The organism is Saccharothrix sp. S26 (genome assembly GCF_021390395.1).
GTDB lineage: Bacteria > Actinomycetota > Actinomycetes > Mycobacteriales > Pseudonocardiaceae > Actinosynnema.
The window spans coordinates 22171-43662 of record NZ_JAJUWT010000031.1 but is presented as its reverse complement, the minus strand read 5'-3'; the positions used below and the strand labels follow the sequence as shown (position 1 = coordinate 43662).

Below are 21492 nucleotides of genomic sequence, written 5' to 3'. Positions count from 1 at the left end.
CTAGACGCCCGGTTGCGGTTGCCGAGCGTCCCCGGCGGGCACCTCGACCAGGCTGCCGTCGGCGAGCAGGTCGCGCACCGAACGGGCGAGGAAGTAGCCCGTGCCACCGCCGGGCTGCCCGAACCACGGCACCGCGACGCCCTTAAGCGCCGGCACCGGCTTCTGCACCCGGTACACGTGGTAGCGGCGGTTCAGCCAATCCGGTGGCAGCGACCGCTGACCGAACGGGGTGCCCGAGGCGTAGACGAGGTTGCCCACCTCGGCCCCGAACCGGTCCAGCTCGACGCCGACCGGCACGACCGCGTTCTCGCGGTCGCGGAACAACGACAGCGGCGGCTCGTCGGGCAGCGGCTGGATGTCCGCGACCGGCAGCACCAGCGCGCCCGTGTCCGCCGCCGCGCGCGTCCGGTCCAGGTCCGCCCGCCACAGCAGCTCGGCCAGCAGCACCTTCGCCGCGTCCACCGCGTGCTCGTACACGCGCGGCCGGCCGTGCGGGCCGCGGTCGGCGTCCCAGAACTGGACCTGCCAGCCGGACGGTCCCGGCGCGGGCTCGATCACGAACGCGTCGGCCTTCGGCTCCACGATCCCGTACTCGGACTCGGCCACGCCGAAGTGGTCCAGCCGCTCCTTGAGGTGGTCGAGCGCGCGCTGGTCGGCCTCGGTGATCACGCGCGGCCGGTGCTCGGGCAGCGGCGCGCCCTCGGCCTGCCCGGTGGCCACGGCGGCGGCCGCCCGCTCGGCCTCGGGGTCGACCGGCGGCACGGCGTAGCCGTTGTCCCGGATGTGCTGGACCAGCTGCGGCACGGGCGGCAGGTGGTGGTTGCGCAGGTAGTACGCCACCCCGCCGGGCCACACCCAGGTGCCGTCGGTGTGGAAGGACAGCGGCACGGACGGCGTGGCGCCCGGCTCGAGCGCGTCCGGGCCGTAGGACCGCGCGGCCAGCACGACCGGCGCGTTCTCCAGGTAGGCCAGCACGTCGTCCAGCTCCTGCGGGTGCACGGCGGGCCGGGCGTGCACCGCCGGGTCCGGCCCGTCGAACAGCGGCGCGGCGATCACCGCGCCCCGCGCCGGGCCCAGGCCCGCGCGCTCGCGCAGCCACGCCGGGACCGCGTCGTCGTCGCGCGGGTAGATCTCCAGCTCTTCGGCGTAGTGCTGGGGCGCGGGCGGCTGCGTCCAGTCCGGCTCGCCGTCCCGGTCGAACTCCGCCGAGTACGTGTCGGGGTGCACGAGGTGGAACTTCAGCGTGAACCACGTGCCGTGACCCGGCCGCGCCATGCCGTCGCGCAACTGCACGAAGAACGGCAGCGCCTCCGGCGGCAGCTCCCAGTCGAACGACGAGCCGTACATGGTCAGCCCCGACACCTGCGTCTCCAGGTAGCGGCCCACCATGCGGAAGTCGACGAACAACTGCTCCCAGTCACCGGGCAGGCGCTGCACCAGCAGGGTGGTGACGGAGCCGAGGATCGCGTTCTGGTCCTCGACGTCCAGCTGCGGCGCGGTCATGCGTTCTGCTCCTCGGTCGTCTCGCTCGCCTCGACCAGCTTGGCGCGCAGCCAGTCGGGGATGAAGGCCTCGTCGCGGGGGAAGACCTGGAGGTCACGGGCGAAGTCGGCGGCCGGCACGGGCGGGGTGAACTGGGGGTCGTGGTCGAAGTTGTAGGTGATGTCGATGCTGACCGGCGCGTTGACCACGCACCGCGCGGAGAACCACGTGCCGCGACCCGGCTGGTAGAGCACCTGGCGCATCTCCTGGAACGCGGCGTTGAGCCCTTCCGGCGGCATCACCTCGGGCGTGCCGCGGTCGGGCATGTACACCGTCAGCGCCGCGTCCTGCACCGCCACGGTCATCCGCACCAGCAGGTCGATCCGCCGGAAACCCTCCGGAGCAGCGTCCAGCAGCATGCCCCCGATGTGCTGGAGCAGCTCGTCGTGGCGCTGCTCAGAAGTCGGCCGGCCAGAGGGCTGCGTTGTGCTCATTCGGGTAGCTCCTGACGTAGATCTCGGTCGTGCCGTCGGCGAGCGTCACACGCCACCGCGTCTGGTAGGTGTGAGGGTGGCGCTGGAGCGGGTCGCGCAGGGCGAACGTGTCGATCATCTCGACCGTACCGCCGGACCTCAGGAACTTCGCGCGGTCCCGCTCCATGCGGTGCCACGTCTCGGCGGTCACGAACGCCGGGCGCCCGTTGCCCTGGTTCTGGTCGCGCTGCTGGCTCGACTGGTTCGCCGCCTCGCCGGGCCCGCCGGTCTCGTTGCCCTGGTGGTGGCCGCCGTCGGAGAGCTTCTTGCCGTCCGCGTCGACCTCGCCGTGGTTGCCCACCTCCAACTGCGCGCCGCCGTCGCGCCGGATCGCGCCGCCGGACCTCAGGTCCGGCCGACCGGTCGTGGCGACCGTGTCGCCGTCGCCGTTCGTGCGACCGCGCCACGCGTCGTTGTCGGCGACCAGCACCGCGTTGGGCAGCGGGTTGTTCAGGTCCGGGCTGAACGGCCGGAACGTGTGCACGTGCGAGGTCGTGCCGTCCGGCCCGGTCTGGAACGTGCCGTAGCCCTGCTTCTTGTGGTCGTCCAGCACGAACCGGGTGTTCGGCGGCAGGTCGGGGCGGGCGGCGAACGGGTCGGCGTTGCTGAACGGGCGGGTGGCCGCGGCGCGCTGCTCCGGCGTCCAGCCGCTGGTGTCGCCGCTGACGACCTTCACCGAGTACGCGTACCCGTCGTCGGTCTTCGTCCGCTGCACGGCCAGCTTCACCTCGCCGTTGGCGGGCGTCGGCCAGGTCTGGGTCGGGTTGAGGGCCTTGCCGAGGCCGTAGAAGCCGTCGGAGGTGACCTGGGCGGTCGGCGGGGCGTGGGTGATCTCGGCGTTGACCCGGCTGCGCTGGCCCGAGTGGGTGTCCTCGAAGACCACGTGGCCCGACTCGTCGGTGAGGAACCGGCCGCGGCGCTGGCCGTGCTCGTCGGTGACCAGGTACTCGGTGCTCGGGTCGTGCACCTGGCCGGGACGGCTGAACGGCTCGCCCTGCCCCACGCCGGTGACCGGGTGCTGCCTGGTGGTGGGCGGCTCGGTGCGCTCGACGGCGTGCTGCGGGTGGCCGTGGGCGTCGGTGGTGAACTCCTGGTGCAGCGGGCCGCGGTCGATGTTGTAGTTCGTGCCCTGCGAGGTGTGCTGGACCTCCGGGTTGCGCACGTCGGTGGACAGGTAGTCCGGTGCGGCCACCCACCTCGGCTTGCCGTCGGCGTCGGTCTGGACCGTGCCGCGGTAGGTGCCGTCGGTGTCGTGGACCTCCATCCGCGTGTTCGGCGGGAGGTCGGTGCGCGCGGTGAACGCCTCGTCCGGGCGCGGGGCCAGCGGGTGGTCCCGGTCGACGGTCAGGCGGCCGTTGGCGGGCTCGGGGATCGGCTCGATGATCACCGCGCGGTCGATCGCGACGACCCGGTCGCCGATCTTGATGGTGTCCTGGGTGGTCTGGCGGGTGCCGTCGGCGTTGGCGACGAAGACGTCGTGCCGGTGGCCGAGCTCGACGCGGTAGTGGGCGTTCGGCGCGGGGTGGCGGACCTCGGGGTTGTCGCCGTGGCGGGTGTTGGGCGCGATGGCGTCGACGTGGACCTTGCCGTCGGCGTCCACGTGCACGACCGTGCGGACCTGGCCGTCCTCGCCGCGGATCGTGATCCGGGTGTCGGCGGGCAGGTCCTGGCCGCCGCGGAAGAACGACTGGTCGTCGCGCAGCCGGACGTGCTGCTCGTGCGTGGTCTCGGGAGCCGTCCACGGCTGCTGGACCTGCGGCTCGATGTCGAGCCGGCCGCGGTGCTCCTGGCCGTCGGTCGCCAGGTCGCCCTTGGGCTCGTGGCCGGGCGGCATGCCGTGCTCGCCGACGGGCGCGTGCGTGCCGTCGGGCTCGAACGCGTGCCAGCCGCCGTCCGGCGGGAGCTTCGGCCCACCGGACGGGTCGGGTGAGCTGCTGTAGAGGTTGCCGTCGCGGTCGGACCAGGCCAGGTTGTCCGGCGCGATGACCCGCTGGCCGGTCTCCCGGGCGACGTGCGCGGCCAGGCTGTTCTCACCGCCCGCGCCCGCGTCGCAGCCGACGAGCACGATCGTGCGGTCGGCGAGGTCGGGGTGGTTGCCGATCAGCTCGACCAGCTCGGCGCGGGTGTAGTGGGTGTCGCCGATGCGGACGCCGTCGCCGTCGGTGTGGATGTCCAGCACGGCGTGGCCGTCGGTGGCCGGGATGCGGCTCGACAGGTCGCGCAGGCGGTCCTCGGTGTGCAGCGCGACGCCCGCGTCGGTGACCTGGCTGTTGCGGATCGCCTGGTCGACGCGCTGGGACACCTCGCCGATCGGGATCGGTCCCTGGTGCGCGACCGGGCCGAGGTCGGGGTTGGGCGTCAGGCTCGCGGGCGGGTCGGCCGGGGTGTAGTCGTCGAACGCGCCGTTGCGCGCCTCGGCCACGGTGACCGGGTCCGGGGTGCGGACGTTGCCGTCGCGGTCGAACGTGCCGAAGTCGGGCGGCAGCACGCGGCCGTCGGCCGGTGGCACGTCCACCTCGTGCAGCACGCCCAGGTCGATCAGGCGCTGGACGCTCATCTGGCCCGTGTTCGGGTCCGCGAGGGCCGCGTCGAGGACCGGCTGGAGCTGGCGCGCGCCACCGTTCTGGTCGAACGCGGGCGCGACCGGGGCCAGCTCGACGGTCAGCGGGGCGTCCAGGACGTAGACGTGGTAGCCCTTGCCGAGGCTGTCCGGCATGATCGCGCGCTCGCCGAACCCGTACGCCTGGCCGTCCGGGCGCAACGGGGACAGGAAGTCGCCGTTGGGGCTGCCGAACCGGTCCAGCACGGTGCCGGCGGGCAGCTCCACCACCACCCGCGGGCCGTCCGCGCCCTGGTTCGGCGGCCAGGCGATGCTGCCGTCGGGCTTGGAGTGGGCGTCGCGGAACGACTGGTAGTCGCCGTACGGGCCGTAGGGCTGGTAGGTCGGCTCGATGAGGGCGGCGGCGCGCTGGTCGTACGTGCCGACGGACTGGTCGGTGGGGCCGGTGCTCTCGTGGACGGAGACGTAGTCGCCGTCGTGGGAGAAGCCGGGCACGACGCCCGCGGGCTGGTTCCAGACGTTCTTGTGGGGGAACGGGTCGGTGTCGGCGGTCGTGCCGGTGTCGGCGGTCGCGTCGGTGGGGGTCTCGGCGGGCCACTCGTGGCTGGACGCCGGTGAGTGCTCGTCACCCGGCTCGCCGACCAGGTCCGACGGGGTCTCCGGGCGGTCCGGCGTGTCCGGGCCGTCGGTGCCGTCAGGGCCGTCCACTGGCGGCGTGCTGTCGGTCGGCGTGCTGTCGGTCGGCGTGCCGTCGGTCGGCGTGCCGTCCGGCTTGGGCCCGTCGGCCGCGGGGCTGTCGACGGACGGCGTCGGGCTGTCACCGCCCCGGGCCGCCGGTGCGGGCCCGTCGGTGCGGATCGGGGCCGTGGGCGGCGCTGCGACGGGGCGTGCGGCGGGTTCCGGCGCACGTGCCGGTGCCGCAGCGTCGGGCCGGACCGGCGCGGAACTGCCCGGCTGCGGTCCGAACCCGCCGGGCTGAGGCCCGAAGGAGCCCGGCTGGGGCATCGGGGTGTGCGGCGCCGCGGGGCCGCGTTGTTCAGGCATCGTGACGGGACCGGTCGCCGGCAACGACTCGACCGGCATCCCGGTCAGGGAACTGGCCGCCACGGCGTCGTTCCGAGCGGGCGGAGAGGCAGACGCCTCGGGCGCGAACCCGTTGGCCGCAGGCGCGACCGGCCCGCGTCCACCCGGCGCACCACCACCGGCCGGCGCACCACCAGCCGCGCCGGCGATCGGAGCCCCGGCCGCCGGAGTCCCAGCCGCCGGTGCCGGACCGTTCCCGCCGGCAGCCGGGTGCGCGGCTCCCGGCGTCGAACCGCTCACCGGTGCGGAACCGGCCGCCGGCCCGCCCGGAGCCGCGCCACCGACCGGCATCCCACCGGGGATCACACCGCCCGCCACCGGCCCACCGGCAGTCCCGCCCACGGGCGCACCACCCGGCACCGGCCCGCCAACGGGCGCACCACCGGGAACCCCACCGCCAGGCACAGCCCCACCGGACACCGGTCCGCCGGGCACACCGGTTCCCGGCACCGCACCACCGGGCGTCGGGCCACCAAGCGGCGAAGCACCAGGCACCGAACCACCAGGCGTGGCACCGCTGCCCGGCACACCTGTGCCAGGCGTAGGCCCACCGGGCGTCAGTCCACCAGGCGTCGACCCGCCCGGCGTCGACCCACCGGGCAGCGACCCACCGGGCGTCGGTCCGCCAGGCGTCGACCCACCGGGCGTCGACCCACCGTGAGCGGATCCACCGGGCAGCGACCCGCCAGGGGTCGATCCGCCGGGCGTCGGCCCACCGGTCACCGTTCCGCCGTGCGTGGGGCCACCGGGCAGCGACCCGCCAGGCGTCGGCCCACCGGCCGCCGTTCCGCCGTGGGCGGGGCCGGCGGTGCTGCCACCGAACGAGGCTCCGCCCGGGACAGCCCCACCCGCAGCCGCTCCACCGGGCATCGAAGTCGGCATCCCGCCGCCCGGCCGGAGACCAGGCCCACCCTGGGGCGTCGCGCCGGCGGCGGGGGAGGCAGTGCCGGCCCCGGTCGGCGAACCGGCCGGACCAGGGATGAACGACGCCCCGCCCGGCACCGGCCCGCCGGCCGGCATCCCGCCGGGCGGCCGCGCGGCGGAACCGCCCGGAGTCGCGGCAGGTGCCGCGCCACCGGGAGCGGCGGCCGGGGTCGGAGCGCTGGGAGCCGTGCCCAACCGGCTGCCGATGGACGGCCCGGCCCCACCACCGACCGGCGACGTCGGCACCGAAGCACCGCCGCGCCCACCGGTCGTGCCACCAGGTGCCCCGCCGAAGGTCGAAGGAGCCGCGGGGGACGACGACCCGCCCGGCGAAGAGTCCCCGCCGACCGAAGGCGGCGCGCTGACCCTGGGCCCCGGCGCGGGCGGCGCGGCCACCGACGACGCCGCCGTCGTGCCCGCGGGCGGGCGGTTCAAGCCGTCACGGCTCACCGGCGGACCGGCGGGCGTCGCGCCACCGGGCACCCCGCCCGGCGCACCACCGGGAACGCCGCCCGGCGCAGGTCCGAGGTTGGGCGGTCCGCCGTCCGGGCCGCCGGGGTTGATCCGCGGCGGCTCGACGGAGATGCCGTCCTTCGCCCCGCCGATCCCGCCGGACACCGCGCCCGCCGACGCGCCCATCAGCACGTCGCGCGCCGAGATGTCCTGCCCCATCACCGCCGCCGTGCCCACCGTGGACACCGCGCCCTCGACCGCACCCCGCGTCGCGCCGGCGGCCACCTGCCCGGCCAGCCCGCCGCCCTCGAACTTCAGCCCGCCCGACACGCCGCCGACCAGACCGGACACCGCGCCGGAGACCGCCGCCTCGGTCGTCTTGCCCCAGTCCCACGACTCGCGGTCGCCGCGCGCCACCTGCACCGCCTGGATGGCCGCGTCGATGCCGACCGAGATCGCGACCTCCTTGAGGATCGCGATGATCAACTGCCGGAACGTGAACTGCACGATCAGCCGCGTCGCCTGCTGCGCGATCGGGATGCCCGCCGTCGACGCGCCGAACGTGCCGAACGCCGCGGCGATCAGCGCGGCGATCTCGATCGCCAGCGCGATCAGCGACGCGATGATCGACAGCTTGGTGTACTCCACCTCCAACGCGGTGTTGTCGCAGCTCTCGGCCAGCTGCTCGCAGATCTTCTGCAGCTTCGGCAGGTACGAGTCGTCGCCGTCGGCGAACTTCTTCCAGTACTCCTCGAACGCCTTGACGGCCTCGCCGGTCTGGCTCGCGTACACGGTCGACGCCGCGCCGTTGCCGTCGTCGATGACCGACTTCACGCCCTGCGCGGCCGTGCGGTAGGCGTCGGCCATCCGCCGCAGCGCCGTCTCGTCACCCTCCGGCCAGCTCTGCCCGACCACGATCGGGAAGAGCCACGTGACCTCGCTCGGGATCTCGATGCCCACCGCAGTGCCCCTCAGTAAGTCCGGGAGATCCCGGTCGCGTTGCCCTGGTCGGAACCCTCGTAGGCATCGGCGGTCTGCTCCACGCCGGTGCGGATGTCGGCCAAGGCCCGGGCGAGGTTGCCGAAGGCCTCCAACGTCGCCTGCGAGTTCGGCACGTACTGCTTGGCGAACGCCTGCCCGGACTCGTCGCCGCCCCAGCACTGCCCCTCGGCCTGCAACGCCGAGTTCAACGCCTGCAACACGCCGTCCAGCGCGTCACCGGCCGCGCCGAACTGGCCCGCGCCCCTGCGCAGGCCCGACACGCTGACGTCGAAGCCGCTCACCAGCCACTCCTGTCCATGATGCTGTCGCCGTCGTCATCGTCGGAGGGCGGCGCGGGCCGGCGCGGACGCGTCGACGGCTCCGGCACCGCGGGCGGTTGGGGGATGAGGTCGGCCAACGACGGCACGCCGGGCAGCATCTCCGACAGGTCGATGCTCGGCCCCTGCTGAGCGGGCGCGAGGACCTCGTTCAGCCGGGTCCGCGCCTGCGCCACGGCCTGCCGCACGGTCTCGGTGGCCAGTCGCGCCAGCTTGTCCGGGGTGGTGCGCTCGAAGGCGTTCGCGGAGAACTCCAGCGACGTCAGCGCGCCCGCCGAGTCGACGGTGGCGCGGACCGCGCCGTCCTTGGACACCGCGGTCGCCGTGATCGCCATGGCCTGCGCCTGGGTCTCGCGCAGCTGCGCGGTCTTGTCCTTCAGCTCGGCCAAGAGGGAGTCGACCTGCTCGCGCATGGCCGCGTTCCGCGCCTCCAGCTCGGCCCGTCGTCCTGTCGGATCGGTCACAGCGGTCCCCTCGTGAGCGCTCTCCAGAGGTGCTGACGCTAACGGAGCCCCGCGGGTTCCCACCGAAATTCGGCATCGGTTCGCCGGTGCGCCCAGGCAGAGTGTCAGCGTGCTCCGTCCGTACCGGGAACTCGCCGCGATACCGCACCTGCCCTGGCTGCTGCTGTGGTCGATGATCGGCCGCATCCACCTGCCGGCCACACCGCTGGCGGTGTCGTTCCTGATAGCCGGGTGGACCGGGTCGTACGCGCTCGCGGGCGTGGTCGGCGGCGCGTTGACGCTGGGCATGGGCGTGGCGGGGCCGTTGCGGGGACGTGCGGCGGACCGCAGCCCGGCGGGCCGGTTGCTGCTGGTCACGTCGGCGGGTTACGGCGTGGGCATCGCCGTCCTCGGCCTGCTGCCCGCCGTCCTGCCCGGTGGGGCGTGGCCGGTGGCGGTGGTGGTGGGGTTCCTGACCGGGCTGTCCACGCCGCCGGTGACGGCGATGAGCCGGGCGAGCTTCCCCCGGTTGGCGACGGGGCCCGCGCAGTCGGCGGTGTTCACCGTCGAGGCGTCGATGCAGGAGGTCATGTACGTCGTCGGGCCGGCGCTGGCGGCGACCGTGGTGGCGGTGTGGAACGCGCAGGTCGCGCTGTGGCTGTGCGGTGCGCTGGCCGTGCTGGGCGCGGTGGGGTTCGGCGGTGCGTTGCGCCGGGCGGGGGTGGACCGGCCGCAGGAGCGGGAGGTCGCGCCCGGCGGGCGGACGCTGCTGCGGGACGGTTCGCTGGTCCTGGCGTTGCTGACGGCGCTGTTCCTGGTGGCGTCGCTGGTGTCGATCGACATGGTGATCATCGCGTGGGCGCGCGACCTGGGCACACCCGCGATGGCCGGTGTGCTGACGGCCGTGTGGGGCATCGGGTCCGTGGTCGGCGGGCTGATCGCGGGCGGGCTCGCCGGGCAGGCCAGGTTCACCCGGCGGATGCTGTTGATGGCCCTGGGCGTCGCACCCCTGGTGCTGGTGCTGCCGCCGGTGACGGACCCGTCGTCGGCGTGGTTGATCGGCTCGGTGCTGGGGGTGGGCGGCATGGCGATCGCGCCCGCCATCGCGGCCAACAACCAGCGGATCAGCGGGCTCGCGCCGCAGGACCGCAAGGCCGAGGCGTTCGGCTGGATGGGGACGTTCACCACCGCGGGTTCGGCGTTGGCGCTGCCCGTGGCAGGGTCGCTGCTGGACCACTTCGGGCCGGCCGCGGCGGCCGGGGCCAGCACGGCGGCGGCGCTGCTCGGCGCGCTGCTGGCGAGCCGGGTGCGTGACCGGGAGGCAGCGCGCGTTGGGTGATCGGGTTCGGCTGGTCGGTGGGTTGCTCGCGTTCGTCGGTGGGACGTTCCTTGCGGTTCAGGGGCGGTTGAACGGCGGGTTGGGGCACGCGTTCGGCGACGGGTTCCTGGCCGCGCTGGTGTCGTTCGGCGGCGGGTTCCTGCTGTTGGCGCTCGGCGTGCCGACGACGGCCGCGGGGCGGGCCGGGCTGGGTCGGCTGTGGTCGTCGTTGCGCGCGGGGCGGATCCGCTGGTGGCAGTGCCTGGGCGGGGCCTGCGGCGCGCTCTTCGTGTCCACGCAGGGGTTGACGATCGCGGCGCTGGGCGTGGCGGTGTTCACCGTGGCGGCGGTGGGCGCGCAGGCGGTGAGCAGCCTGCTGGTGGACCGGGCCGGGGTCGGGCCGGCCGGGCGGGTGCCGTTGACCTGGACGCGGGTGGCCGGTGCGGCGTTGGCCGTGGTGGCGGTCGCGGTGGCGGTGTCGGACGAGGCGGGCGACTCGTCGGCGTTGTGGCTCGCGCTGCTGCCCGCGGTGGCCGGGATCGGGCTGGGCTGGCAGCAGGCGGTGAACGGGCTGGTGCGCGAGGCGGCGCGGAGCACGCGCGTCACCACGCTGATCAACTTCGGCACCGGGACGGTGGTGCTGCTCGTCGTGTGCGCGATCGACGTGGCGGCGCGCGGGCTGCCCTCGACCGCGCCGAGCGAGCCGTGGTTCTACGCGGGCGGCGCGCTCGGGATCTGCACCATCGGCTCGGCTGTGCTGGCGGTGCGGTGGCTGGGCGTGCTGCTGGTCGGGCTGTGCCAGGTGGCCGGGCAGCTCGTCGGCGCGCTCGCGGTGGACGTCGTCGCTCCCGCCGCAGGTGGGCAGGTGTCCGTGCTCGCGTTGGTCGGCACGGCGTTGACGCTGCTCGCGGTGGTGGTCGCCGCGCTGCCCGGTCGGCGGTGATGAGAGGATGAGGCACGTGACTGCGACGATCCTCAACGGCAGGGCCACCCGGGACGCGATCTTCGAAGACCTGCGGGCGCGGGTCGGCGCGTTGCGCGAGCGGGGGGTGACGCCGGGGCTGGCGACCGTGCTGGTCGGCGACGACCCGGGCTCGCACTCGTACGTGCGGGGCAAGCACCTGGCGTGCGAGAAGGTCGGCATCACGTCGATCCGCCGCGACCTGCCCGCCGACACCACGCAGGCGCAGCTCGAAGAGGTCATCGACGAGCTCAACGCCGACCCCGCGTGCACCGCTTACATCGTGCAGTTGCCGCTGCCCAAGCACCTCGACCCGAACCCGATCCTGGAGCGCATCGACCCGCGCAAGGACGGTGACGGCCTGCACCCGGTCAACCTGGGCAAGCTGGTGCTCGGCGACGAGGCCCCGCTGCCCGCCACGCCCCGCGGCGTGGTCGAGCTGCTGCGCCGTTACGACGTGCCGCTGTCGGGCGCGAACGTCACCGTGGTGGGTCGCGGCGTGACGGTCGGCCGGCCGATCGGGCTGCTGCTGACCCGGCGCTCGGAGAACGCCACCGTGACGTTGTGCCACACCGGCACCAAGGACCTGGCGGCCGAGGTGCGGCGGGCGGACATCGTCGTCGCGGGCGCCGGCAGCCCCGGCCTGATCACCGCCGACATGGTCAAGCCCGGTGCCGCCGTGGTCGACGTCGGCATCACGCGCACCGAGGCCGGCCTGGTGGGCGACGTTCACCCGGACGTGGCCGAGGTGGCGGGTTTCCTCGCGCCGATCCCGGGTGGCGCGGGCCCGATGACCATTGCGATGCTGCTGACCAACACGGTCGAGGCAGCCGAGCGAACGGCCTGAGGCGGAAGCGGTGGAGTTGTTGCCGGAACAGCGCTGGCGGTCCGCGGCGGGCAAGCACCTGCCGTTCGTGCTGGTGCTCGCGGTGGTCGGCCTGGGCCTGCTCCGGATCGTGCAGTACCACTGGCGGCAGGGCGCGGTCCTGATCGGGCTCGCCCTGCTCATCGCCGCGCTGCTGCGCGTGCTGGTGACCGATGAGCAGGCGGGCCTGATCGCCATCCGGGGCCGCAGCGTGGACGCCCTGCTCTACTCGGGCCTGGGCGTCGCCGTGATCTTCGTGGCGATGACCATCATCGGCGGTCCGCTGGACCGCTGACCTGCGCCCGGTCGACCAGTGCCGTGATCACCTCCGCCATCTGGTCCTCGGGCAGCACTTCGGGCAACGTCAACCGCTCCACCATCAGGCCGCTCATCGCCAGGTAGAGCGACACCACCGTGGTGCGGTCACCGGGCAGCCCCGCGTCCAGGTGGAAGCGGACGTTCTGCTCCAGGTTCTCGCTGATCGTCTTCGTCAGCGCAGCCTGGAGTTCGGGGCGCCTGGTCGCCTCCAACCTCAGCTCCAGCAGCGCCAGGTAACCCGTGCGGTCGACCTGGAGGCGCTCCAGCAGCTCTTGCAGCAACCGGACCACGAGGCTCTTGTCGGGCGGTCCGGACATCGTCTCCGCCAACTGCTGCGCGTCGGGTGAGAGCCGCACGTGGATGTGCTCCCCGACCTGTCGCAACAAGTCGTCCCGGTTGGCGAAGTAGTTCGACGCCGTCCCGTTGGGCACCCCCGCCTCCTGGTCGACGGCGCGAAACGTCAACCCCCGCGCACCCTCTCGCGCCAACACCTCGATGGCCGCGTTGACCAACGCAATACGCCTGTTCGGGTTACGCACCAAGATCCCTCCTTGACAACCACTCCAACCATAGTACTACAGTCAGAGTGGTACTGAACCCCAAAGGAGCCTCACCATGCGAACCCTGACCTACTTCACCGCCACCTCGCTCGACGGCTTCATCGCCGACCCGAAGGGCGGCTTCGGCGACTTCCTCTTCGAAGGCGACCACATGACCGCCCTGTACGAGGAGTACCCCGACACCCTGCCCGCCCAGGCCCGCGAGGCCATGGGCATCGACGCCGAGAACAAGACCTTCGACACGATCCTCATGGGCCGCGCCACCTACCAAGTCCCCGGCGGCCTACCGAGCCCTTATCCACATCTGCGCCAATACGTCGTCTCCACCAGGCTCACCACCACACCGGACGACGTCGAGGTGATCGCCGACCCCCTGCCGAAGGTTCGCGACCTGAAACAAGAACCGGGCCTGGGCATCTGGCTGTGCGGCGGAGGCCGCCTCGCCGCCACCTTGCTACCGGAAATCGACGAACTGATCCTGAAAATCCACCCGATCGTGCTAGGCAAGGGGATCCCCCTCTTCGCCGGCGACTTCCCCACCACCCGCTTCACCAAAGCCACCACGAGAACCTTCGACACGGGCGTCATCTTCACCACCTACACCAAAACCGACGCCTAACCCCACCCACCGACTCGCCCCACCGGACCCGGAACCAGCCAACCAAGGCCCGATTTGACCTGGGTTCGGGTGCTTCAGAGCGTGTTCGTGGACGAGTTGGCTTCACGTCTGGTGCCCGATGAGTTGTGGGAGCTGGTCGCGCCGTTGATCCCGCCGTTCACGCCGCGTCGTCAGGGCGGCGGGATGACTCCGGTGAACGACCGGGCGGTGTTCACCGCGATCGTGTTCGTGTTGACCAGCGGCTGCGCCTGGCGGCACCTACCGCCCTCGTTCGGGTGAGCGTGCCTACTCGCGCACCGCCGGTGTCTGGCCTGGACCGAGGCGGGGTTGTGCGGCGGCTGCACCGCGCCGTGCCGGACGAACTGGACGGCAGGGGTCTGGTGGACTGGTCCCGCACGGCGGTCGACACGGCCACCGTGCGGGCCGGAAAAAGAGGGCGACTTCGTCGCCGCAACCCGGTCGACCGGGGCAAACCCAGTTCCAAGCACCACATCCTGACCGACCACAGCGGCCTCCCGCTCGCCGTGGCGGTGCCGGGCGCGACCATCAACGACTGCCACGGCCTCAAACCCTCGTTCGCACCATCCCGGCGATCCGGTCCCGAGGGGGCCCCGCCGCCGCACCCCTCACAAACTGCACGCCGACAATGCCCACGACCACCCGTCCTCACGAAGCTGGGTCGTTGAACGCACCCTGCCCTGGCTCACCGCCTCCCCACAAACCTTCCCACCAACCCACCCACCAACCCGCCCGCCCCCAACTCGCCCAACCCGCCCTCAACGGACCCGCCACCACCCACCGAGGCCCGATTTGACATGGGTTCGGGTGCTTTAGGCTGGTCGAAGCCGGGCAGGCTTGGCGGGCGCTTTATCCGCCAGGCCTGCCCGGCTTTGGCCTGCCTGGAGTGCCCGTAAGGGCCCCATGTCAAATCGAGCCCGACCAAACCGGGCAGCGGCGAGCCGCAACGGGTTGGCCGAGCGCAAAAAGTTGGCGACTTCTCAACAATCGCCAGAAAGGAGACCCCAGCACACCTGACAGACGGCGCGAACGAAAAACGGACGGCACGCAACCATAAGGCGGGGAGCCGCAGCCCAAGTCGACGAGGAGGCGCGAGGCGCGAGGCGGCAAACGGCGAGCAGCAGACAGCAGACGAGCAGCAGACAGCCGGTGAGCAGACGCGGCAGGTGAGCAGGCGGCAACGAGCACGTGCTCCGCAAGCTCAACGAAAGTCCCGCGATCGGGACGGGATGCGCAAGTCCAACTGCTGCAACCGTTCGGCCCGAATGCTGATCACGCCTTCCGCCGACTCCACCACACCCCGCACCAACAACGCGGGGCTGGTGCGGGCGACCTTCCGGTAGCGGGCCCACAAGCCCGTGGTGCACACGACGTTGACCATCCCGGTCTCGTCCTCGATGTTGAGGAACGTGACCCCGCCCGCCGTGCCGGGGCGTTGTCGGTGGGTCACCGCGCCGCCGATCAACACCCTGGTGCCGTCGGGCACCGCGGCCAGGTCCGCGGTGGCCAGGGCACCCAGGGCCGTCAGCCGGTCACGCACGAACTCGGTCGGGAAGCTGTCCGGGGACAACCCCATCGCCCACACGTCCGCCACGGCCAGCTCGACCTCGTCCATGCCGGGCAGGGCGGGTGCCTCGGTGCCGACCGCGGTGCCGGGGAGGCGGTCCGGGCGGATCCTCGCCACGGCACCCGCCGACCACAGGGCGGCGCGCCGGTCCAGGCCGAAGCAGCCGAACGCGCCGGCCGTGGCCAACGCCTCGACCTGCGCGGTGGTCAGGCGGACCCGGCTGCCGAAGTCCGCCATGTCCCGGAACGGTCCACCGCCCGACTCCCGTTGTGCCACGACCTCTTCCGCGACCCCTTGCCCAATGGTCCGGATGCCGCCCAGGCCGATGCGCACGGCCTGCTCGCCGTCCACCAGCTCGAGCGTGGCGTGGGCGAGGCTGGCGTTCACGTCGGGCCCCAGCACGCGCACGCCGTGCCGCCGGGCGTCGGCGACCAACGACTGAGGGGAGTAGAAGCCCATGGGCTGAGCACGCAGCAACGCCGCGCAGAACGCGGCCGGGTGGTAGAGCTTGAACCAGGCGCTGACGAACACGAGGTGCGCGAAGCTGAGCGCGTGGCTCTCCGGGAAGCCGAAGTTGGCGAACGCCAACAGCTTCGCGTAGATCTTCTCGGCCAGCTCGTCGTCGATGCCGTTGGCCTTGGCCCCTTCGTAGAAGCGCTCGCGGAGGCGTTCCATGCGGTGCGTCGAGCGTTTCGCGCCCATGGCGCGCCGCAGCTCGTCGGCCTCGGCGGGGCTGAAGTCGGCCACGTCGACGGCGATCTGCATGAGCTGCTCCTGGAACAGCGGCACGCCGAGGGTCTTCTTGAGCGCGCCCTCCAGCAGGGGGTGGTCGTAGTCCCACTGCTCCTTGCCGTTGCGGCGGCGGATGTAGGGGTGCACCGAGCCGCCCTGGATCGGGCCGGGGCGGATCAGCGCGACCTCCACCACCAGGTCGTAGAACGTCCGCGGCTTGAGCCGGGGCAGGGTCGCCATCTGGGCCCGGCTCTCCACCTGGAACACGCCCACCGAATCGGCGCGCTGGAGCATCTCGTAGACGCGCTGGTCGTTCAGGTCGAGGTCGCCGATGTCGACCTCGACGCCCTCGTGCTCGCGCACCAGGTCGATCGCGTAGTGCAACGCCGACAGCATGCCCAGGCCGAGCAGGTCGAACTTCACCAACCCGATGGAGGCGCAGTCGTCCTTGTCCCACTGCAACACCGTGCGGTCGGTCATCCGGCCCTTCTCGACCGGACACACCTCGCTGACCGGCCGGTCGCAGATGACCATGCCGCCGGAGTGGATGCCCAGGTGCCGCGGGAAGTTCTCCAGCTCGGCGGCCAGTTCCAGCACCGGGCCGGGGATGCCGCCCTCCTCCACCGCGGAGCGCAACGGTCCCCAGCGGTCGATCTGCTTGCTCCACGCGTCCTGCTGGCCGACCGAGTAGCCGAGTGCCCGCGCCACGTCCCGGATCGCCGACCGGCCGCGGTAGCTGATGACGTTGGCGACCTGAGCGGCGTGCCGACGCCCGTACTTGCGGTAGACGTACTGGATGACCTCCTCGCGGCGGTCGGACTCGATGTCGAGGTCGATGTCGGGCGGGCCGTCGCGGGCCGGGGCCAGGAACCGCTCGAAGAGCAGGTCGAAGCGGACCGCGTCGACGTTGGTGATGCCCAGGGCGTAGCAGACCGCGGAGTTCGCGGCCGAGCCGCGGCCCTGGCAGAGGATGTCGTTGCGCCGGCAGAACGAGACGATGTCGTGCACGACGAGGAAGTAGCCGGGGAAGTTCAGCTTCTCGATGACCTTCAGCTCGTGCTCGATCTGCCGGTACGCCCTGGGGTTCTCGCCGATCGAGCGGTACCGGCGGGCCGCGCCCTCGTAGGTCAGCTCACGCAGGTAGCTGTTCTCGTCGTGCCCCGGCGGCACGTCGAACGGCGGCAGTTGCGGCGCGATCAGCCTGAGGTCGAACTGGCACTGCAGGCCGAGCACGGCCGAGCGGTGCACCGCGCCGGGGAACCGGGCGAACCGGCGGGCCATCTCCTCCCCCGACCGCAGGCACGCCGTGCGGCCGGGCGGCAGCCAGCCCGCCATCTCGTCCAGGCTGCGCCTCGCCCGCACCGCCGCCATCGCCGCCGCCAGCCGGCCGCGCGCGGGCACCGCGTAGTGCACGGCGTTCGTCGCCACGGTCGGCAACCCCAGGTCGTGCGCCATGCCCCAGAGCAGGTCGTTGCGCGGGCCGTCCTCGGGGTAGCCGTGGTCGGTCAGCTCCACGAACACCCGGTCGGCCCCGTACAGGTCGACCAGCCTGCGCAGTTGCGCGAACGCCGCCTCCGGCCCCTCCCGCGCCAACGCCCGCCGCACCGCGCCCTTGCGGCAGCCGGTGAGCACGACGCAGTCGTCGCGGGTGTCCGCGACGACCTCCTCCAGCCGGTACACCGGCCGCCCCTTCTCGCTGCCGTCCGCGAGCTGGCCGGTGGTGATCGTGCGGCACAACGCGTGGTAGCCGTCGCGGTTGGTCGCCAGCAGGAGCAGGTGCTCGCCCTCCGGGTCGGGCACACCGTTCTGCGGCGCGCCCAGCCCGAGGCTCAGCTCCGTGCCGAACACCGTGCGCACGCCGAGCTCCTTGGCGGCCTCGGCGAACCGGACCACGCCGTACATGCCGTCATGGTCGGTCAACGCCAGCCCGTCGAGCCCGAGCTGCTGCGCCGCCTCCACCAGCTCCTCCGGGTGGCTCGCGCCGTCGAGGAAGCTGAAGTTGGAGTGGCAGTGCAGCTCGACGTACGGCACGCGGGCACGCGTCGAGCCGAGCTCGTCCACCTTGACCGCGAAGTCGGACGGGGCCTCGTAGCGCTCGCGGCGGTGCGTCCACGCCGGGCTGTCGCCACCGTCGGGTGGCGCGGGCTTGCCCGACAGCGCGCTCTCCAGCTCCGACCACCGGACCGGCGGGTTGTTCCAGCCCATCAGCGCGGGTCGTCCGGTGCTCGGCGGGGCGTCGGGATCGACAGTTCCGGCGCGGGTGGCGGCAGTCGCGCCGGGAGCCGGCCGGAGCTCACCACGTAGGCCGGTCCACCGCGCTGCTCCGGCACGTCACGCCGGTCGGACGCGGCGCGGTCGTGCAGCCACTCGGCCAGACCACGCCGGTCCGGCTCGGGAAAGTCACCGCTCATCAGTCGTACACCCCTTCCACGGCCCACTTGCCACCCGCGCGGATCAGCAGGAACGCTTGTTCCTCGCCGTCCGCCGCGGCTCCCAGCACCTGCAACCGGGCTCCGCGCATCGCGTTCTCCGCGTCCCACCAGCGCTCGTCCACCGGCCACGGCCCCGACCACGCCACGACCTGCCGCGTCCGGCCGCCGTGCACGATCCGGTGCGGCCGCACGACCAGCTCGGCGTAGCCGGTGACCACGACGTCCGCGCCGGAGGAGTCCAGCAGCGCGACCGGTCCGGGCTCGGCGAACACCGTGGCGGGCGACGGCGCGGGCAACTGCCCCGGCCACGGCTGGTCGGGGTCGGCCGCCGGGACGCGCTCGTCGCCCCACGGCACCAGCCGCACCCGTTCGACCGGGCCACGCCCGCCGCCGAGCACGGGGGTGAGCACGGCGTCCGGCCCGAGCAGGCCCTGGACGTGCACCATCGCGCGCGCCGCGCGTTCGGCCGCCTCGCCCTGGTCCCGGCCCGCGCCCGGCCACAGGCCCAGTTGCAGCGCGGTGGCGTCGACCACCTCTTCGGGGTCCAGGCGCAGCAGGTGGATGGCGGCGGTGGGCCCGGTCCGGTCGAGGCGGCCGCGGGTGAGCCAGCCGTCGAGCTGCCAGCGGACGCGGTCCGCGATGCCCTGCGGGGTGAGCGGCTCGGCGCAGCGCCACACCCGGTGCAGCTCCTCGCCGTTCTCGGTGGTGGCCCGGATGCCGAGGCGGGTGCAGGCCAGGCCGCGGTCGGCGAGGTGCGCGTGCAGGCGTTCGGCGAGGGCCTTGGCCGCGAACGCCGCCGCGTCGACCCGGTCGACCGGCGGGTCGAGCTCCCGGGTGACCGACAGCTCAGGTGGCGGTTGTCGGCGTGACCGGGGACGTTCCTCCAGCCCGGCGGCCAGCCGGTGGGCCAGCACGGCGGCGCGGCCGAAGCGGGTGGCGACGTCGCGCTCGGGCACGGCGGCGAACGCGCCCAGGGTGCGCAGGCCGAGGCGGCGCAGCAGGTCGACCAGCGCGGCCCGGTCCTCCCGGCGCTCGGCGGGCTGGTCGAGTTCGTGGATGCCCAGCGGCGCGAGGAAGTCGCGGGTCCGGCCGGGCGGCACGACCACCCCGCGGTGCGCGGCCAGGGTGGACGCGAACAGCCCGTCGGCGAACCCGACCTGCGCCTCGACCCCGGTGTGGACCGCGATGTGGTCGACCAGGCGCTCGGCGGCCGACTCGGCGGACCCGAAGTACCCGACGGGCCCCTTGGCCGCGACGACCACGAGCCCCGGCCGGACCACCTCGATGCCGGGCGCGAGCTCCTCCACCGCCGTCGCGACGGGCTCGAAGAGCCGGGCGTCACGCACCTCGTCGTACTCGAAGACGGCCAGCTCGGGGCACTGCCCCTGCGCCGCGCGCCGCCTCATCCCGCGCCGCACCCCTTCGGCACGGGCGACCGCCGAGCAGGTGACGACCTCGCCCGCCCCGACGACGGCAGCGGGCAGTTGTGGGGGGAGCGAGGCTTCGGCGGCGGCTGCCACCACCGGCCAGTCGGGGCACCAGACGGCGAGCGTGTACAGGGGGTTCACCTCTTCGGCGGAATGGGGAACGGTCACGCCTCACACCGCCCGGGGGGTGGCGGACGACGACGGGCCGGCGACGGGGAGCGGTGAGTTGCCGGGCGGCGATGGGGTGGTGGATGGCAGGGACACCAGGCCCGGACGTGGGGTTTCGTTATCGCCTGGCAGGACCAGGGTGGTTCGGCGGGGGCGGGTGGCCGCGCCTCGGCCGGTCGCTTCGACGGTCACGGTGCGGGAGGTCAGCAGGCCGTGGCCGGTGTGCAGGCCCGTCCACCGGGTGGAGGTCGCCGTCAGCTCCACGTCGGAGCCGGGCCACGGGACGGCGAACGGCAGCAGGACCGCCTTGCGGTGCCGGGCCCTGGCGGAGAGCTTGCGCGAGGTCGCCGCGGTGACCGGGGTGGCCAGCGCCACCAGGTCGAAGCCGTCCAGCAGGGCGGCCACGGTCTTCTCGACCTCGCCCTGGTCCCGGCCAGGTTCGGGGACCAGGGCGAGTCGATGGACGGCCACGCCCAACTCGGCCGCCGCCAGTGCCCCGCACCGCGGCAGGCCGACCACGGCCGCCCAGCACCCTTCGCCTGTCGCCGCGGCCATCAGCGCGAGCAGCAACGATGTCGACCCGCGCACCGACACCGTGCTGCCCCGCCGCAGGCCGCCCCACGGGAGGAGCCCTGCCAGTTCCCCGCGAACCGGCAGGGCCTGAGCCGGTGCCGTGGTCAGCTCGCCCGCCGCGCCTACCCCGAGCGCGGTCAGCGTCGCCGTTGCCGACCTGGACACCCGCCCTCCTCCCACTGATCCGCGCGCACCCCTGTGCGCGGATCGCCGTGGGAAGTTCGGCGACCTGTCTGTCGAACACCTGTTCGAACGACACGGTGATCTTATCGCGAAGCAACCACCCGCTGTCAATGCCGGCGGTGTCCCCGATCGGGTGGCCGGCAGACTGCTCCGCGCGCACCGATCGCACCACGGGGGGAACCGTGAACGCACCTCAGCACCCGCAGAACCCGCAGCAGTGGCCCCACCAGCCACAACCCCAGCCCGGCCACGGCCCACCGCCACCCGGCTTCCCGCCGCAGGGCTACCAGCAGCCACCCGCCGGGTACGGCCCGCCGCCGCGCAAGAAGCGGACCGGGCTGGTCGTCGGCATCGTGATCGGCGTCGTCGTGCTCGTCCTCGCCGGCGTGGTCGGCACGATGTACCTCGACTACCTCGACGAACCCGGCGGCGGCCCCGGCGCGGAGCCCATCGCCCAGTGCGCGCTCAGCGACGAGGTGAAGGCGCAGGCGCACGTCAGCAGCTTCCGCCTCGTCCAGGCACCGACCGACGCCAAGAAAGGCATGAAGCAGACCCACTGCGCCTGGGAGCAGACCAAGGGCAAGGACGGCCGGAACACGCGCCGCCTCAGCTTCCTCGTCTACGACTTCACCACGTTCTCCGACAAGCAGGACCGCAACGTCGACCAGGCGCACGACAACTACGCGAGCTTCACCTCCTACGCCACCGGCGAGCAGGCCAAGCCCCTCGGCATCGGCGACGAGTCGATGATCCTCATCCCGGCCTCGCCCGCCGACCTCACCGAGGTCAACCTGCTGGTCCGCAAGGGCACGGTGGTGTGGAACATCCGCTACCAGGGCCACGACAAGGGCTTCTTCACCGACTCGGGCTTCCCCCTCGAGGACGCCGAGGCCGTGGCCGTCAAAGCGGCTGAGGAGCTGACCTCCGAGTAACGCGAGGGGGGCTCCTCGCACT

At 73.2% G+C, this 21492-nt stretch carries 16 protein-coding genes and 1 pseudogene; 7 read left to right on the top strand and 10 right to left on the bottom strand.

Features of this window, described 5'->3' with window-relative positions:
- Genes LZG04_RS37745 through LZG04_RS37720 form a run of 5 tightly spaced genes read right to left on the bottom strand, consistent with a single transcriptional unit; the run spans position 1 to position 8818 of the window.
- The gene (locus tag LZG04_RS37745; protein WP_233826406.1) at positions 1 to 1503 is read right to left on the bottom strand and encodes a TNT domain-containing protein; all 1503 of its coding nucleotides are present in this window, start codon (positions 1501 to 1503) and stop codon (positions 1 to 3) included.
- Positions 1500 to 1976, bottom strand: coding sequence for a hypothetical protein (locus LZG04_RS37740; protein ID WP_233826404.1), 477 nt, complete (start codon positions 1974 to 1976; stop codon positions 1500 to 1502). The genes LZG04_RS37745 and LZG04_RS37740 overlap by 4 nt, the downstream gene beginning before the upstream one ends.
- Positions 1939 to 7995, bottom strand: coding sequence for a glycohydrolase toxin TNT-related protein (locus LZG04_RS42845; protein WP_308199651.1), 6057 nt, complete (start codon positions 7993 to 7995; stop codon positions 1939 to 1941). The genes LZG04_RS37740 and LZG04_RS42845 overlap by 38 nt, the downstream gene beginning before the upstream one ends.
- 11 nt (positions 7996 to 8006) lie before the next feature.
- Positions 8007 to 8318: a WXG100 family type VII secretion target gene (locus tag LZG04_RS37725; RefSeq protein ID WP_233826402.1), complete on the bottom strand. Its 312-nt coding sequence runs from the start codon at positions 8316 to 8318 to the stop codon at positions 8007 to 8009.
- Entirely contained in the window at positions 8315 to 8818 is a 504-nt protein-coding gene (locus LZG04_RS37720; RefSeq protein WP_233826399.1) for a YbaB/EbfC family nucleoid-associated protein, read from the bottom strand. Before LZG04_RS37720 ends, LZG04_RS37725 begins: the two co-directional genes overlap by 4 nt.
- A gap of 109 nt (positions 8819 to 8927) precedes the next feature.
- On the opposite strand from LZG04_RS37720, the gene LZG04_RS37715 reads away from it, so the two are divergent.
- Genes LZG04_RS37715 through LZG04_RS37700 form a run of 4 tightly spaced genes read left to right on the top strand, consistent with a single transcriptional unit; the run spans position 8928 to position 12236 of the window.
- A complete protein-coding gene (locus tag LZG04_RS37715) occupies positions 8928 to 10136 on the top strand; it encodes an MFS transporter (protein WP_233826397.1) in 1209 nt (402 codons plus the stop codon).
- Positions 10129 to 11058 (top strand): DMT family transporter, encoded by a 930-nt coding sequence (locus tag LZG04_RS37710; protein ID WP_233826396.1) that lies wholly within the window; start codon positions 10129 to 10131, stop codon positions 11056 to 11058. The genes LZG04_RS37715 and LZG04_RS37710 overlap by 8 nt, the downstream gene beginning before the upstream one ends.
- Before the next feature lie 16 nt (positions 11059 to 11074).
- Positions 11075 to 11923 (top strand): bifunctional methylenetetrahydrofolate dehydrogenase/methenyltetrahydrofolate cyclohydrolase, encoded by an 849-nt coding sequence (locus LZG04_RS37705; RefSeq protein ID WP_198932546.1) that lies wholly within the window; start codon positions 11075 to 11077, stop codon positions 11921 to 11923.
- A 19-nt stretch (positions 11924 to 11942) separates the two neighbouring features.
- Entirely contained in the window at positions 11943 to 12236 is a 294-nt protein-coding gene (locus LZG04_RS37700) for a DUF3017 domain-containing protein (protein WP_233826499.1), read from the top strand.
- Here the strand turns inward: LZG04_RS37700 and LZG04_RS37695 are convergent.
- Positions 12211 to 12801 carry a TetR/AcrR family transcriptional regulator gene (locus LZG04_RS37695; RefSeq protein WP_233826394.1) on the bottom strand — a complete coding sequence of 197 codons (591 nt, stop codon included), beginning with the start codon at positions 12799 to 12801 and terminating at the stop codon, positions 12211 to 12213. The two genes, LZG04_RS37700 and LZG04_RS37695, sit on opposite strands and share 26 nt — an antisense overlap.
- A 73-nt stretch (positions 12802 to 12874) precedes the next feature.
- Between LZG04_RS37695 and LZG04_RS37690 the strand changes: the two genes are divergently transcribed.
- Together LZG04_RS37690 and LZG04_RS37685 are read left to right on the top strand one after the other, a co-directional pair.
- On the top strand, positions 12875 to 13438 hold the full coding sequence (locus LZG04_RS37690; RefSeq protein WP_233826392.1) for a dihydrofolate reductase family protein: 564 nt from the start codon (positions 12875 to 12877) through the stop codon (positions 13436 to 13438).
- 87 nt (positions 13439 to 13525) lie between these two features.
- Positions 13526 to 14119 (top strand): annotated as a pseudogene (locus LZG04_RS37685) (IS5 family transposase); the annotation flags it as partial.
- A gap of 538 nt (positions 14120 to 14657) precedes the next feature.
- Here LZG04_RS37685 and LZG04_RS37680 read toward each other — a convergent pair.
- The 4 genes from LZG04_RS37680 to LZG04_RS37665 are packed head-to-tail and all read right to left on the bottom strand — an operon-like array spanning position 14658 to position 20520.
- Positions 14658 to 17960, bottom strand: coding sequence for an error-prone DNA polymerase (locus LZG04_RS37680; RefSeq protein ID WP_233826390.1), 3303 nt, complete (start codon positions 17958 to 17960; stop codon positions 14658 to 14660).
- A complete protein-coding gene (locus LZG04_RS37675) occupies positions 17960 to 18166 on the bottom strand; it encodes a hypothetical protein (RefSeq protein ID WP_233826388.1) in 207 nt (68 codons plus the stop codon). The genes LZG04_RS37680 and LZG04_RS37675 overlap by 1 nt, the downstream gene beginning before the upstream one ends.
- A complete protein-coding gene (locus tag LZG04_RS37670) occupies positions 18166 to 19782 on the bottom strand; it encodes a DNA polymerase Y family protein (protein ID WP_233826386.1) in 1617 nt (538 codons plus the stop codon). The genes LZG04_RS37675 and LZG04_RS37670 overlap by 1 nt, the downstream gene beginning before the upstream one ends.
- 3 nt (positions 19783 to 19785) lie before the next feature.
- Positions 19786 to 20520, bottom strand: a complete 735-nt coding sequence (locus LZG04_RS37665; RefSeq protein WP_233826384.1) for a hypothetical protein — start codon at positions 20518 to 20520, stop codon at positions 19786 to 19788.
- A gap of 200 nt (positions 20521 to 20720) precedes the next feature.
- On the opposite strand from LZG04_RS37665, the gene LZG04_RS37660 reads away from it, so the two are divergent.
- Positions 20721 to 21470: a hypothetical protein gene (locus LZG04_RS37660; protein WP_233826382.1), complete on the top strand. Its 750-nt coding sequence runs from the start codon at positions 20721 to 20723 to the stop codon at positions 21468 to 21470.
- The last annotated feature ends 22 nt before the right edge of the window (positions 21471 to 21492 follow it).